The organism is Pseudomonas sp. AC242, from assembly GCF_979258655.1.
This window is the reverse complement of the sequence record NZ_OZ409873.1, coordinates 3,172,016-3,185,462: the sequence shown is the minus strand read 5'-3', so window position 1 is coordinate 3,185,462 and position 13,447 is coordinate 3,172,016. Positions and strand designations below refer to the sequence as shown.

At 57.6% G+C, this 13,447-nt stretch carries 14 protein-coding genes; 12 read left to right on the top strand and 2 right to left on the bottom strand.

The window, feature by feature from the left end; translation table 11 throughout:
* The first annotated feature begins 40 nt into the window (after positions 1–40).
* The 10 genes from ACZZ0A_RS14235 (at position 41) to ACZZ0A_RS14190 (ending at position 8,663) form a co-directional block, all read left to right on the top strand.
* A complete protein-coding gene (locus ACZZ0A_RS14235; RefSeq protein WP_463543349.1) occupies positions 41–1,114 on the top strand; it encodes an AfsA-related hotdog domain-containing protein in 1,074 nt (357 codons plus the stop codon).
* On the top strand, positions 1,111–2,292 hold the full coding sequence (locus tag ACZZ0A_RS14230; RefSeq protein WP_463543348.1) for an oxidoreductase: 1,182 nt from the start codon (positions 1,111–1,113) through the stop codon (positions 2,290–2,292). Before ACZZ0A_RS14235 ends, ACZZ0A_RS14230 begins: the two co-directional genes overlap by 4 nt.
* Positions 2,289–3,062 (top strand): SDR family NAD(P)-dependent oxidoreductase, encoded by a 774-nt coding sequence (locus ACZZ0A_RS14225; RefSeq protein ID WP_007915024.1) that lies wholly within the window; start codon positions 2,289–2,291, stop codon positions 3,060–3,062. Before ACZZ0A_RS14230 ends, ACZZ0A_RS14225 begins: the two co-directional genes overlap by 4 nt.
* A complete protein-coding gene (locus ACZZ0A_RS14220; RefSeq protein ID WP_463543347.1) occupies positions 3,062–3,880 on the top strand; it encodes an SDR family oxidoreductase in 819 nt (272 codons plus the stop codon). Before ACZZ0A_RS14225 ends, ACZZ0A_RS14220 begins: the two co-directional genes overlap by 1 nt.
* A gap of 41 nt (positions 3,881–3,921) precedes the next feature.
* Positions 3,922–4,236: a hypothetical protein gene (locus tag ACZZ0A_RS14215; protein ID WP_007915028.1), complete on the top strand. Its 315-nt coding sequence runs from the start codon at positions 3,922–3,924 to the stop codon at positions 4,234–4,236.
* 19 nt (positions 4,237–4,255) lie between these two features.
* Positions 4,256–5,611: an ANL family adenylate-forming protein gene (locus ACZZ0A_RS14210; RefSeq protein WP_463543346.1), complete on the top strand. Its 1,356-nt coding sequence runs from the start codon at positions 4,256–4,258 to the stop codon at positions 5,609–5,611.
* 36 nt (positions 5,612–5,647) lie between these two features.
* Positions 5,648–5,890, top strand: coding sequence for an acyl carrier protein (locus tag ACZZ0A_RS14205; protein ID WP_123376659.1), 243 nt, complete (start codon positions 5,648–5,650; stop codon positions 5,888–5,890).
* Positions 5,887–6,960, top strand: a complete 1,074-nt coding sequence (locus ACZZ0A_RS14200; protein ID WP_123376660.1) for a ketoacyl-ACP synthase III — start codon at positions 5,887–5,889, stop codon at positions 6,958–6,960. Before ACZZ0A_RS14205 ends, ACZZ0A_RS14200 begins: the two co-directional genes overlap by 4 nt.
* A gap of 105 nt (positions 6,961–7,065) precedes the next feature.
* Positions 7,066–7,689: a hypothetical protein gene (locus ACZZ0A_RS14195; protein ID WP_007915036.1), complete on the top strand. Its 624-nt coding sequence runs from the start codon at positions 7,066–7,068 to the stop codon at positions 7,687–7,689.
* 59 nt (positions 7,690–7,748) lie between these two features.
* Positions 7,749–8,663: a LysR family transcriptional regulator gene (locus ACZZ0A_RS14190; protein ID WP_007915038.1), complete on the top strand. Its 915-nt coding sequence runs from the start codon at positions 7,749–7,751 to the stop codon at positions 8,661–8,663.
* On the opposite strand, the gene ACZZ0A_RS14185 is transcribed toward ACZZ0A_RS14190, so the two are convergent.
* A complete protein-coding gene (locus ACZZ0A_RS14185) occupies positions 8,653–9,423 on the bottom strand; it encodes a substrate-binding domain-containing protein (protein ID WP_463543345.1) in 771 nt (256 codons plus the stop codon). The genes ACZZ0A_RS14190 and ACZZ0A_RS14185 overlap by 11 nt on opposite strands.
* 12 nt (positions 9,424–9,435) lie before the next feature.
* Positions 9,436–10,728 (bottom strand): MFS transporter, encoded by a 1,293-nt coding sequence (gene tcuC / locus ACZZ0A_RS14180; protein ID WP_007915042.1) that lies wholly within the window; start codon positions 10,726–10,728, stop codon positions 9,436–9,438.
* A 426-nt stretch (positions 10,729–11,154) separates the two neighbouring features.
* Between tcuC and ACZZ0A_RS14175 the strand changes: the two genes are divergently transcribed.
* Complete coding sequence (locus ACZZ0A_RS14175) at positions 11,155–11,460, top strand: RcnB family protein (protein ID WP_122598649.1); 306 nt, start codon at positions 11,155–11,157, stop codon at positions 11,458–11,460.
* A 233-nt stretch (positions 11,461–11,693) separates the two neighbouring features.
* Entirely contained in the window at positions 11,694–13,391 is a 1,698-nt protein-coding gene (locus ACZZ0A_RS14170) for an ATP-dependent nuclease (RefSeq protein ID WP_463543344.1), read from the top strand.
* Positions 13,392–13,447: the final 56 nt, after the last annotated feature.

The following is a 13,447-nucleotide window of genomic DNA, read 5'->3' as shown; positions in this document are numbered from 1 at the left end:
GAACAACAAATACAACAACTACCGAGATGAGCTGATAACGATGAATAACGACAGCATTGCGCCCGACCTCCTGCACAAAGGTTCGGCTGACGACGTTTTGATTGGCGCCCCCAGAGACGCGCTGCCGCTGTATATGAACGACACACTGGTCGAGGCCAACGGGCATAACCCGTTGGTACGCAATTACGCTGCAGGCGCCAACCTGCCACGCCGCTTCGAGATTGCGCCAGCGCTGCAGAAAAAGAACCGGATGGAAGAAGTTCGTGCCGATGATGAATGGAATCGGCTGAGGGCGCTGCCTTATCAGATCGTCGCCGCACAGCTGGAGGCAGCTGGAATCCGCAGCGACAGCCTGGAAACCAGCGTGGCCGCGCTGTGCGAATCGATCCCGGCGATTCGCCGCGCCAGTTCGTTCCGCTTCATCAATAACGCCGACAATTATTTCTTCTATCGCAAGGCGCACGAACATGTGCCGGGGACGATGTTCATCGAGGCGGCGCGGCAAGCGGTTTATCACCATCTGTATCACCACACCGATCATGCGCGCGGTGCCGTCACCGTCAGCGTCAATGAGCTGAACGCGAGTTTTTTCGCTTACGCAGAGCTGATGTATCCGATCGAACTGGTGGTCGACAACATGACCCCGAGCGATGCCACATCGCCGAAGAAAATCCATCTGCGCGTCGCGTTCTATCAACGTCAGACCCTGTTCGCCACCGTCGACACCAAAGCCACCGTGATCGACATGCCGCTGTTCGAAAAGACCCGCAATATCTTCATCTACTGCAACGACTGGTTTGCACCGCTGCAACCGTTGAAGCTGGCCTGCACGATCAGCGACGCGCAGGGGCGCAAAGTTGAAGTGCAGCTATTGGGCCTGGGCAAGAGCGGTTGCGTGACGACAACGGCAGATATGTCCGAGCCGGTCACTCTGCACATCGTCTATGAAGGCAAATTGAGTTTTACCGCCGGCATCCGCCGCGTCGGGCAGGGCGAGCATTCTTCGTGGGAATTCGCCGAGGTAGATTTCAACGGCTTGCAAGTGATCAGCGACATGATCAAGCGCGGCTTTGTCCACCTCGATGAGCCGGCCCTTGCAGCCTTGCAGCAATGATCGTGGCAACCCCGACTTTCCAGGCGGCCACCCAAACGCTGCATTTCGGCACGCAGGCAGTGGCGAAAAATCGACTGTATTTTTCCTCGCTCGGCATGGATCTGTGTGACGAACACGGCTTCCCGCAACCGGCGTTTTTCTCGGTCTATCAAGCTTTGATGGACGGCGGTGCCGGTTTTGGCTTTCTCGGCAATGCCAGCGTCGACGCCGATGCACGCTACAACAGCCGTGGTCTGCGTCTGACTTCGGCGGCCCACGCGCAGGCCCTGCGGCCGCTGTTTGAAGCGGCGCGGGCGCGTGGTTTCCCGTTGGGCGTGCAACTACAGCATTACGGGCCGCAGTCACTGCCGTCGAAGCAGGGAATCATTCTGACCCCCAGCGCCATCGCGTCGCCGAGCATCCTCAGTGCGTACCCCGAGGCACGGGCGGTGGCGATGACCGAGGCACAGATCCAGCGCTGCATCGAACAGTTCTGCGTCGCCGCCCGCTATGCGCAACAGGCCGGTGCCACGTTGATCCAGCTACAGGCATCCAACGGCTATTTGATCAGCAGCTTCCTTTCGCCAAAGACCAACCGGCGCGTGGATGACTGGGGCGGCACGCCGCTCAAGCGCGCCAGGCTGTTGCTTTCGATTGTCGACGGGATCCGCCAGGCCACCGATCACAAGGTCGCGGTCACTGTGCGCCTGGGCATGGATGACGGCCTCGGTGCAGAAGGGCAGCACGCCGCGCTGTTGGGTGATGTCGTCGCCGCGCTGGAGGCCAGAGGGGTCGCAGCGATTACCTGTTCGCTGGGCATCAGCGAGACCTTCCGTTTCTTTTTCAAAAATACCGGACAGGCCTTGGCCATGTCGCGGGAAGGTTGCCGCTATCTGAAGCGTTTCGTGCGGATTCCGCTGGGCTTTACCGGTTCGGTCGCGGATGTGGCGCAAGCCGATGAAATCATCGCCAGTGGCGATGCCGATTTCGTCGGGTTCGGCCGCTCCATGCTCGCCGACAACGACTTCGTCGCCAAGCAACTGGCGGGGCGAGCCGATCAGCTCAACCGCTGCCGAGGCGATGCGTTTTGTTTCCGCGACAAAAAAGAGCCCATGGCCGAGCGCGTGTATTGCTGCGTCAATCCTGCCTACCGCCGGCCAGAACAACTCCAACAGCACTATGAGGAAAACCTGCAATGAACTTCACCGCCAAGATCGCTCTCGTTGTCGGGGGCACACGTGGGATCGGCTTTGATGTCAGCCAGAAGCTGATCGAAGCCGGCTGCATCTGTTACATCACCGGCCGCAACGAAGACGATGGCCTGACCGCGCAAAGTCGTCTCGGCGAAAACTGCACGTTCATCCGCAGCGACGTCACCGACGAAGCCTCGGTGATCGAGCTGTTCCGCCTCATCAACGACAGGCACGGTCGACTCGATCTGGCCGTCAACAATGCCGGCGTCACTTCAAAACACGCGCCGATCCGCGACATGGATTTCGCTGACTGGAAGCGCGTACTGGAAATCAATCTGCTGGGCCCGCTGCTGTTGCTCAAGCACGAAACCAACCTGATCTCGAAGCATGCGGGTGGCTCGATCGTGAACGTCTCGTCTTGCGCCGGTTTGCTGGGGGTTGCCAAACAAAGCGCCTATTCCACCAGCAAGGCTGCGCTGAACATGCTGACCCAGGTCTGCGCGATTGAATGCGCTGAAGAAGCCCTGCCTGAGCGGCATTCGATTCGCGTCAACGCCGTATGCCCCGGGCCGACATTGGGCGGCATGAACTCGGAAGAGCGACTGAAAGCCAACCCGGAGTCCACCCGGCACAAGCTGCAAGTGACGGCGATGAAGCGCTTCGCCAACCCCGGCGAGATTTCCGCCGCAATCCTCTGGCTGCTGAGTGACGCATCGTCGTTTGTCACCGGTACGGTGATGCCGGTCGATGGCGGTTTTTCGGCCGGTAAATTCTGATGCACACCGTAACGCGTAACCCGACTGCAGAATCTCGCGAGAAGGCCAGCCAGCGGGTGTTTATCACGGGCGTGAGCAGCGGCATCGGCGAGGCGCTGGCGCTGCTTCATTTGCAAAACGGGCATACGGTTTTCGGCACTTCGCGTCGTCAGCCCTATGGCCTGATGGACTATCCGGACTTCCATTTTCGGTCGTTCGATCTGTCCCGGCCGAGCGCGATGGACGAGCTGTTCGAGGACAACTTTGCCAGCGTTCTGGAACAGGGCGTCGACAGGGTTTTCCTGAATGCCGGGGTCAGCGGCAACGTCCCCGGGCGTGGTGCGGAATTCTCGCTGGATGAGCTGCAGCATGTGCTCAACGTCAACGTGCTGGCCAATAAAGCCATGCTTGACCTCGTGCTGTCGTCTTCCCGGCGCCCGACGACATGCGTGCTGTCAGCCTCGATGGCGGGCGTGCGCTTTCGCGCGGGCACGCTGCCATACAGCCTGTCGAAAGCCGCGCTGGCGGCATTGGGCGGTGTTTACGCCGAGGAAAATCCGCAGGTCTTCTTCGCGGTGCTCGGTCTGTGCAACGTTGATACCGGTCTGTCCCGGCAGGTGAGCTTCAGCCAGCGCACCGCCGACTTCGCCGACCTCAAGTCGCTGCAGCAACGAGCCCTGGCGCCCGGTTACATGGTGTCACCTGCGCAACGCGCGAAGGACATGCTGGCGGTGATTGACGCGCCCGATGCCTATGGGATCAAGAGCGGGATATTCGTTGATATGCGCACGGCGTTGGCCGATCACCAGAAAGCGCACTCGCCATTGTCTCAAGCGTAGTGAATGCAGGGACCTGCATCAGCCAATAAAGGAATGTTGGAATGTTCAATCAAGTCAAAGCGCTGACCGAGTCAGCCGTTCGGCAACAGGATCTGTTGCTGGGCACCCCGATCGATTTGTCCCGCGGCGAAGACAGCCGCCTTTACGGCGTGGACGGCAGCATCGATTCCCTGACCCTGGTCTCGATCATTGTCGATGTTGAGGAAAAACTGCGCAGCCAGCTTGGCGTTGAGGTGCGTCTGGCCGATACCACCGACCTGCCCGAAACCGCCACGCCGTTTGCCACACTGGGCACGCTGATCGCCTACATCATGGACCGGTTGTCTGCGGCGCAAGCTTCAGTTCAGGCCGTTTGATCGAGCGGGAGGGTTGGGTATGCAAGTAGCAGCATTTTTGGCTCATCTGAAAAGCGCCGGCAGCCAACCGGCAATCGTCAGCGATGAGGGCCGCTTTACCTATGACCAGTTGCACGCGCAGATAAGCGTGTACAGCGCGGAGCTGGCGGCAAAATCCGTCAGTGATTCCTGCGTACTGCTGGTCGACAACTACAGCTTCAACAGCGTCTGCATGCTGTTCGCGTTGTGGCTGCACAACAACGTGGTGGCGCTGTCTGTGCCCAAGGGCGAGGAACAGCTCGCGCAGTTGGCGGGCGCGGCGGGCGCGAGGTTTTCCGTTATCGGCGGGACGCCGGAGTTGGCGGTTGTCCAGCACGCCAACCCTGTCGTGCCACCGACTGTAGGCGGACTGCTGTCGCGGCGTCAGGCCGGTTTCATTGTGTTTTCTTCAGGCTCGACAGGCCCGGCAAAAGGCGTGGTGCACAGCATCGCGCCGTTCTTCGAGCGCTACCTGAATGCCGAACACTGCGGTGCGATTCTGGCGTTTCTGCTGTTCGATCACATCGGCGGCCTGGTGACCGTGCTGCAGGCGCTGGCGACCCATGGCACGTTGATTCTGCCCAATGAGCGCTCGCCGCAAGAGGTCGGTCACTGCATCGAATCGTTCAACGTGCAAACCCTGCACGTCTCGCCGACGCTGCTGAACCTGGCGACGATCACCGGGGTCTTCCAGAAGTGGGACACGAGCAGTCTGCAGCGCATCTATTTCGGCTCCGAACCGAGTTCACCGGAATCCATCCAGCGCATTGCCAACGTCATGCCGCACGTGCAATTGCAGCAGTTGTACGGGATGTCGGAGATCGGCGTGCTGCCGTGCCGCAGCAAGGCCGGCGACAGCGCGTGGATGAAGATCGAAGACCCGAACTACAGCCTGCGGGTGGTCGACGGCATTCTGCACGTGCGCGGCGCAACCAACATGCTTGGCTACCTTGCCAGCGCCGGTGACCTGTCGAGTGATGGCTACCTGATCACCCATGACCTGGCCGAGGAGCACGAGGGCTATTTCCGGGTCACGGGGCGGGCGGTCGATCTGATCAACGTCGGCGGCAAAAAGGTCTTTCCGTCACACGTGGAAAGTGTGCTGATGGGCCTGGAAAACGTCTCGGATGTGGTCGTTTACGCGCAGCCCAACCCACTGCTCGGGCAGATCGTCGCCGCGCGTTTCACGCTGTTCGAGCCGGAAAGCCTGGAAGCGTTCAAGGTCCGCTTGTATCAACACGTTCGCGGCGTACTGGCGCAGGAACAACTGCCGCGGGTGGTCTCCATCGCCGAGACGCCGCTGTACACCAGCCGCTTCAAGAAAATGCGTCACCCCGGCGTTCTCGCCCAGTCGTGAGACCGGTTTACTCATCACGTTATAAGGAAATGACCCATGGTTGATCTGGTAAAAATGCGCGCAAGCATCGCTGAAATCCTGTTCATCCCGGTGGACGAACTGCACGGTGAGACGCGGCTGGAAAACAGCGACAACTGGGACTCGATGGCGCGAATCGGGATTATCGCGCTGGTGTTCGAACAAGTCGGCGTGAGCGTGTCGGGCGAGGAGATCGAGCGTGTGGTCACGGTGCAGGATCTGTTCGATCTGATCGACCGCAAAATCAAGGACGCCGCATGAGCCTGCTGACCATTGAGGGCGTCGCCATTCGGGCGGTCACGGCGGCGCTGCCCGAGCGTCGTGTGACGGAAGAGGACTTCGCCGAACTGTTCGGCGCCAAGGAAGTTGCGCGCATCGCCAAGAGCACCGGCATCCAGTCGATCCGCGAAACCAAAACCCTGCACACCTCCGATCTGATCATCGCCGCGTGCCGCAACCTGCTCGATCAAGGGCATGCTGCGGCACAGGACATCGACGGTCTGATCGTGGTGACCCAGACGCCTGACTCGTGGGTGCCGGGTGTCGGCTTCATGGTGCAGCAGGCCCTCGGCCTGCCGCAGCATTGCCTGGTACTGAATGTGGCCGCAGGTTGCTCCGGCTATATCAGTGCGCTGGTTCAGGCGGGCGCGCTGATTTCATCCGGTGCCTGCAAGAAAATCCTCCTGTGCACCGGGGACGTGACCACGCGAATCCTCGACGAACGCGACCGCCATGTGAAGATGCTGTTTGGTGACGCTGCGTCGGCAACGTTGCTGGAGCCGGGTGCAGGCAAGTTCGAGTTCCTCTGCGGCGCCGATGGCAGCGGCGGTGCGGCGCTGCAGTCCGACATCGCCTACGCCCGGGAGGCGGGCAGCCACGTTTGCGCGACCATCCAGCGTTTGCAGATGGATGGCACGGCGGTGATGAATTTTGCCCTGAGCCGGGTCCCGCAGACCGTCAAGGCTTTGCTTGAGGCAACGGGGTCAAGTCCTGCTGCGCTGGACTTGCTGGTACTGCATCAGGCGAACGCGTTCATGCTCAATTACCTGCGACGGATGATCGGCGTGGCGGCGGAAAAGATGCCGGTCGACATCGATGGCGTTGGCAATACCAGCTCCACCTCGATTCCGATCGTGTTGTCGCGTCATGCCGCGATCGGCACGCCGCAGGCCGAGCACGTTGTGCTGTGCGGTTTCGGTGCCGGGCTGTCGTGGGGCGCGTTGAAGGTCGATCTGCGTCGCACGACCGCTGTGGCACCTTGCGAAGTGCCGGAGAAAACCGCTCTGGCGGACGAACCGGCTCTGGCTCCGAGTGAGCGTTTGCAGGCCTGACCGCTCCTCAATGGCATGACATGGCACCTTTGGCGGCGATCCTCGGATCGCCTTCAAAGGTGCCACGCCTTGGTTCAAATCCTCTGATCACGGGACAGCTGTTTCATGAAGCGAAAACTCTGCAGCGCACTGGGCATCATCGGCCGCAAAGACAATCTGACGTGGCAATATCCTTCGCCTTTTCTGCCGCTGTTTCAGTTTCACGAGCGGCATGAGTCGGGTGCGATCCGTGCGCAACCCGAGGACATCATCGCCGCCGTTTGCGCGTTGGACATGCGTGAAGACCGCGTCGTCGATGCGCTGTTATCCCTGCGCGAGTTGCCGGGAAAAATACTACGAAGATTGGCGGGCGGAGCTTCGCAGGCGCAAACCGCCCCGTTCGGTTTTGACGCTTTCACGCTACTGGAACGCACCCCGACAGAAGTGTCTCTGGGCCTGGCAGGACGCTTCTGGCGCCCGGATCTGAAGACTGGCCATATCGCTGATGCTCAAGCCTTCAAGGCGCTGGATGATCCACGCGCGGCGAAACTGCTGCTGCGTTTTCAGGTCATCGAACATCCACAAGGCATGCGCACGCTGCGCACCGAAACCTTTGTGTATTGCGCTTCCACGCGCAGCAAAATGCTCTTCACCCCTTACTGGCTGCTGATTCGTCTGGCCAGTGGCTGGATTCGCCAGCGCAATCTTGCTGCCATCCAGCGGCAATTCTCGACAGAACGGGCAGTGTAAAAAATCGCATCAATTGGTTACATTGATAGCCTCAGCGAATCAATCTCCCGAGTCCTGCCATGGCCATCAACTTCGACCTCAACGACCTGCAAGCCTTCCGCGCCGTGGTCGAGCAGGGCAGTTTTCGCAAGGCTGCCGACACCGTGCGCCTGTCGCAACCGGCGTTGAGCCGGCGCATCGAAAAGCTCGAAGACGCTCTCGGCGTGAAACTCTTCGAACGCACCACGCGCAAGGTCAGCCTGACCCAGGCCGGGCGTGGATTCATGCCCAGTGTCGAGCGTTTGCTCGATGATCTCGATGTCGCGTTGCTGGGCATCAGCGAAGTCGCTTCGACCCGTTTAGGCCACGTCACCGTCGCCTGCGTGCCTTCGGCGGCGTACTACTTCATGCCCCGTGTGGTTGCGCGCTATCACCAGCAATTTCCACGGATCAAAGTCAAAGTGCTCGACTCCAGTGCGCACGATGTCTTGAGTGCGGTGGTCAATGGCGAGGCGGATTTCGGCTTGAGTTTTCTCGGTACGCAGGATGCCAAAGTCGAGTTCGAACCGCTTGTGCAGGAGTGCTACGTCGTCGCCTGTCGCCGCGATCACCCGTTGGCCGGGCGCAGCAGCGTGAGCTGGGACGAGTTCTATCAGCAGGATTACATCTCGCTCGACAAGACCTCCGGCAACCGCTTTCTGCTCGATCAGGCGTTGAGCACGGTGGTGCCGCAGCGCTCGAGCATCTGCGAAACCCGCCATGTCACGACGATGATCGGTCTGGTGGAAGCGGGGTTGGGCGTGGCGGCGGTGCCGCTGATGGCGATGCCCGGGCCGGATCATCCGATCCTGACGCGAGTGCCGCTGACCGATCCGCAAGTGATGCGCAGTGTCGGCATCATCAAGCGCCGGGGTCGCACGTTGACCCCGGCGGCACTGGAACTGGAGCGGCTGGTGGTGGAAATGAAGGTCCAGCCGCCGATTGTCAGCGCTTGACCGAGTCCAGTCCGGTGGCCTGCACGTCAGCTTGCGCGGCCGGCGCGGCGAGGTAAGCGAGCAAGGCTTTGGCCTCTTCTGGATGCTGCGCGCCGACTGGAATACCGGCGGCAAACCGCGTCACCGATTGCACCGATTCCGGAATCTTCGCGACGAAACTCACGCCCGGCACTGGCAGCAATTCACTGACCTGCTGGAAGCCCAATTGATAGTCTCCGGTGGCAACCACCGAGCCGACCGGGATTTTCGGGATCATTTTTGCCTTCGGTTTTAGCTGCTCTTCGATGCCCAGTTTCTTGAACAACTGCTGCTCGATGTACACGCCGCTGGCGCTGTCGGAGTAGGCCACGGACTGCGCGTCAAGCAAGGTTTTCTTCAGGCTGTCGACACTGCTGATGTCCGGTTTTGGCGCACCTTCGCGCACCACCAGGCCGATCCGCGAGTCCGCCAGCTCAACGCGCGAGGCCGGGTCGACCTTGCCTTGTTTGATCAAGTCGTCGAGGGCATAGCCGACCATGATCACCACGTCGGCGTGTTCACCGCGGGCGAGGCGATTGGGGATCGCCTCGGGTGCTTTGCCCATCGACGGACCGAGGCTGGTGGTCAATGTGTTGCCGCTGGTGGCAGCGAATTTCGGCCCGAGAATCTTGTAGGCGGCAGTGAAGCCCCCGGAGGTCATCACGCTCAACTCTTCGGCCTGGGCCGCGAGGTTGAACGCGAGACCGGCGAGCAGGGCGGTGACAGTAAACAGTTTTTTCATGGCGAGTTTTCCTCAGGCCGCGACAGGTTGCAGACGACCACCGGCACGGCGGTACAGATAAAGAGTGGCGCACAAGGCACACAGCGCACCGATGCTCATCCAGTAACCCGGCGCGGCTTTGTCGCCGGTGTACTGAATCAGGAAGGTCGACATCGCCGGGGTGAAGCCACCGAAAATCGCTGTGGCCAGGCTGTAGGCGAGGGAAAAACCGGCAACCCGCACTTCAACCGGCATGATCTCGGTGAGCGCCGGAATCATTGCGCCGTTGTACAAGCCGTAGATAAACGACAGCCACAACAGCGACAGCAACATGTGGCTGAAGCTCGGCGCCTGCACCAGATACGACAGCGCCGGATAGGTGGTGGCCAGGGCTAGCAGCGACATGGCGATCAACACCGGACGACGGCCGATACGGTCGGACAACATGCCACCAATCGGCAACCAGAAGAAGTTCGACACGCCGACCAACAAGGTCACCAGCAACGCGTCGGAGGTGCTCAGGTGCAGCACGGTTTTGCCGAAGGTCGGCGCGTACACGGTGATCAGGTAAAACGCGGTGGTGGTCAGCGCGACCATCAACATGCCGCCGAGTACCACGCCCCAATTCTGGCCGAGAGTGCGGAACACTTCGCCCATGCTCGGGCGGTGTTTGCGTGCGGCGAACTCTTCGGTTTCCGCCAGGTTACGGCGCAGAAAAAAGATGAACGGCACGATCATGCAACCGACGAAAAACGGAATCCGCCAGCCCCAATCGGCCACCACATCCGGCGCCATCCACGCGTTCAGGGCGTAGCCCAAAGCAGCGGCGACAATGATCGCCACTTGCTGACTGGCCGACTGCCAAGCGGTGAAGAAACCTTTGCGACCCGGCGTGGCGATCTCGGCGAGATACACCGACACACCGCCCAGTTCCGCCCCGGCCGAGAAGCCTTGCAGCAAGCGCCCGATCAACACCAGTGCGGGGGCAAACAGGCCGATGCTTTCGTAACCGGGCACCAGCACAATCAATATCGTGCCGCTGGCCATGATCGACAGGGTGACGATCAAACCTTTGCGCCGGCCGACATCATCGATGTACGCACCGAGCACGATGGCGCCCAGTGGACGCATCAAGAAGCCTGCACCGAACACCGCAAAGGTCATCATCAGGGAGGCGAACTCACTGCTCGCCGGAAAGAACACTGCCGCGATCTGCGTGGCGTAGAAGCCGAACAGGAAGAAGTCGAACTGTTCGAGGAAGTTGCCCGAGGTCACCCGGAAAATGGCACCGGCCCGCGAGCCGTTGTGTGGGATTGAGGCTGTCATAGAAAAGTACTCCACCGCTTTTATGACGTGCGCGACGGGAGGGCGGCGCACGGTTTTTATTGAGGTGGATGGTGGCGCAGGTGTAACTGGATGTTAATTGCATTGTTGGCATGGATTGATGTGCAAAGTGGATCAATCCTTTCAGGTTATTGATAAACCTGGGGAGCCAGCCTGCTGGCGATAGCGGTTTGTCAGTCAATGAAGATGTTGAATGTGCCGACGCCATCGCTGGCAAGCCAGCTCCCACAGTTTTTGCGGTGTACCTACTGTTTCTGCAACACCAAGAAACCCTGTGGGAGCTGGCTTGCCAGCGATGGCGGCCTCACAGACAACTACAATCCCCAGCCTGCTCACGGAAAAAACAAGGAATGTTTCCCGAACCCGGCAGTCCGAGTTCAGGTAGCACACATCACAGGAGGTTCACCGATGAACAGCAAAACCCTAATCGCCAGCCTGGCCCTCGTCGCCGGCATTGCCGGGATCAGCCCACTTGTTCAAGCGGCGCAAACCTCAAATGAACAGGCCGTGCAATCCCCGGTCAGCGACCGCGAACTGAAGGTCAACGACCGTGCTCCGGATATTTATCAGCGCAGTGAAAAAGCCATCGACTGGAAAGCCAAGGGCCTGAAAAAACCTGTTGATCAGGCGCAATGGGTACAGATCAATGACCAGTACGTCATGGTGATGATCACCAACGGGACGATTGTCGAGATGAAACCGGTCCCGCGTTAAATCTCCGGCAATAATCAGCCATGGACGGTTGATTGCAATCGAGCGCCGTTCGGGTAAAACCCTTGGGGCATTTAGATGAAGGGAGGCCAGGACAGATTGAAAAAGTGACCACCGTATCGCGAAAGCGATCGTCTTCAACGCGAGGCTAATGTTCATCAATCTACTACATTGAATTGACATCGGTGTATGAGGTAGTGGCAAAATGACTATTTGTCGCGATTACATGGACTGTCATGACTATCAATTTCGGTTTTTCCGTCAAAAATTACAAGTGTTTCAAGTCTCGCGGAGTAAGCCTTCATCGTATCGAAAACATTAATTTGTTAATCGGTAGAAATAATGTTGGCAAGTCAAGTTTTATAGATATATTGGACACTTTGTGTGCTTTAGATACTTGGGGTGGAAGTGATTTTCCGGAGCTTGAGCTTTTCCAGACGCTGACTGACGATATAATTGCGAAAATTGATTTTGATGAGACCATCGACCTAGGTGAACCCGAGTCAGAGCTTGTGGGTCATGAACATCTCAAGGGAGCAGTTGTTACTTATAGTGAATCTGAAGATTCGATTGATTTTCTCGGCGTAAGTTGTGAGGTTTCGGAGTTTGAGGAGTATGCGCTGGTTGAGCGCTATTCATCTAGACTTTTTCGCGATGAGACTGATAGTGCTAGGGTCGCGCCTCAGAGTATTCTCAATAAAAAACATGTGAGATTACATGCGGATCGCGATATTGCTCCGGAAGTTGATAAGAAAAATATTGTTTTCACGGGCAATGGTGTAGGTGCGACGCAAATAGTTCATGCACTTTCCCATCATTCAGAACGGGATAGGGAACTAATTACAAAGATATTTTTAAGTGCGTTGAATGAGGTGTTCAGTCCAGACACTCGCTTTATTGAAATGACAACCAAATATCACAAGGCTAGAGACGTCTGGGAAATTTATCTTTCTGAGGAAGGGGCCAAGCTTTACCCGCTGTCTCAGTCTGGAAGCGGGCTGAAAACGATTATTTTGGTGTTGCTGAATCTGTTGGTTCGACCAGTGTTTGAAGATGCCCTGGTTTCCGAGTATATATTTTCTTTTGAAGAACTAGAGAATAATCTGCATCCTAGTCTGCAGCGCAGACTATTTAAGTACCTTGAAAATTTTGCGGTAAGTAATGATTGCCATATATTTATAACGACTCACTCCAGTGTGGCCATTGATGCGTACAGTGAATCGAATAACGCGCAAATAAATCATATTCAAAAAGTAAATGACGAAGTGGTTGGGTTCGTTGTTAGCGATAGTTCTCACGGATATCGTGTGTTGTCTGATCTCGGAAATAAAGCCAGCGATCTATTACAGGCGAATGGTTTGCTCTGGGTGGAAGGGCCATCGGATCGTATTTTTATTAATAAATTTATCGAAATATTTGGTAAGGGAGAGATTCAGGAAGGAGTGCATTTTCAGTTTGCTTACTTTGGCGGAAGTCTCTTGAAACATTTCGATATGTCTGTTCCCGAGCATGAGGGCAGCGAGGCTTTAAATGTCTTGAGGATTAACAAAAATGCGGTGCTCATTTGTGATGGCGATAGGCGCAGCAAAAATGATCCTCTTAAGGCTAGAGTAATAAAGGCTATGGGTGCTCTAGAAGAGTCAGGCGGGTATTCGTGGGTCACAGAGTGCAGAGAAATTGAAAATTGCATTCCTGCGGAGTCGTTTAAGTCAGTGAATGCGCTAGAGGGGGTTGGGGATATCGGAATGTATGAGTCGATACTGGAATTTTTGACACGGCATGAAGCCACACAAGCTACTGAGTACACTAATAAGTTTGAAAAGGCAAAAGAGTATGTGAGGTCATTTAGTCGTAGTAATTTGAAGTTTCGTCCCGAGATTGAGAGCAATATGATTGAAATATGTTCCCGTATTCGAAGCTGGAATTTTATATAGGTGATCGCTACAGGTTTCAAAAAGTATAGATAACCTGCCTTCGGTAGACGGCGCGC

Coding starts and splice junctions, on each gene's coding strand:
- ACZZ0A_RS14235 (WP_463543349.1), top strand. CDS start 41: ATGAATAACGACAGCATTGCGCCCGACCTCCTGCACAAAGGTTCGGCT.
- ACZZ0A_RS14230 (WP_463543348.1), top strand. CDS start 1,111: ATGATCGTGGCAACCCCGACTTTCCAGGCGGCCACCCAAACGCTGCAT.
- ACZZ0A_RS14225 (WP_007915024.1), top strand. CDS start 2,289: ATGAACTTCACCGCCAAGATCGCTCTCGTTGTCGGGGGCACACGTGGG.
- ACZZ0A_RS14220 (WP_463543347.1), top strand. CDS start 3,062: ATGCACACCGTAACGCGTAACCCGACTGCAGAATCTCGCGAGAAGGCC.
- ACZZ0A_RS14215 (WP_007915028.1), top strand. CDS start 3,922: ATGTTCAATCAAGTCAAAGCGCTGACCGAGTCAGCCGTTCGGCAACAG.
- ACZZ0A_RS14210 (WP_463543346.1), top strand. CDS start 4,256: ATGCAAGTAGCAGCATTTTTGGCTCATCTGAAAAGCGCCGGCAGCCAA.
- ACZZ0A_RS14205 (WP_123376659.1), top strand. CDS start 5,648: ATGGTTGATCTGGTAAAAATGCGCGCAAGCATCGCTGAAATCCTGTTC.
- ACZZ0A_RS14200 (WP_123376660.1), top strand. CDS start 5,887: ATGAGCCTGCTGACCATTGAGGGCGTCGCCATTCGGGCGGTCACGGCG.
- ACZZ0A_RS14195 (WP_007915036.1), top strand. CDS start 7,066: ATGAAGCGAAAACTCTGCAGCGCACTGGGCATCATCGGCCGCAAAGAC.
- ACZZ0A_RS14190 (WP_007915038.1), top strand. CDS start 7,749: ATGGCCATCAACTTCGACCTCAACGACCTGCAAGCCTTCCGCGCCGTG.
- ACZZ0A_RS14185 (WP_463543345.1), bottom strand. CDS start 9,423: ATGAAAAAACTGTTTACTGTCACCGCCCTGCTCGCCGGTCTCGCGTTC.
- tcuC (WP_007915042.1), bottom strand. CDS start 10,728: ATGACAGCCTCAATCCCACACAACGGCTCGCGGGCCGGTGCCATTTTC.
- ACZZ0A_RS14175 (WP_122598649.1), top strand. CDS start 11,155: ATGAACAGCAAAACCCTAATCGCCAGCCTGGCCCTCGTCGCCGGCATT.
- ACZZ0A_RS14170 (WP_463543344.1), top strand. CDS start 11,694: ATGACTATCAATTTCGGTTTTTCCGTCAAAAATTACAAGTGTTTCAAG.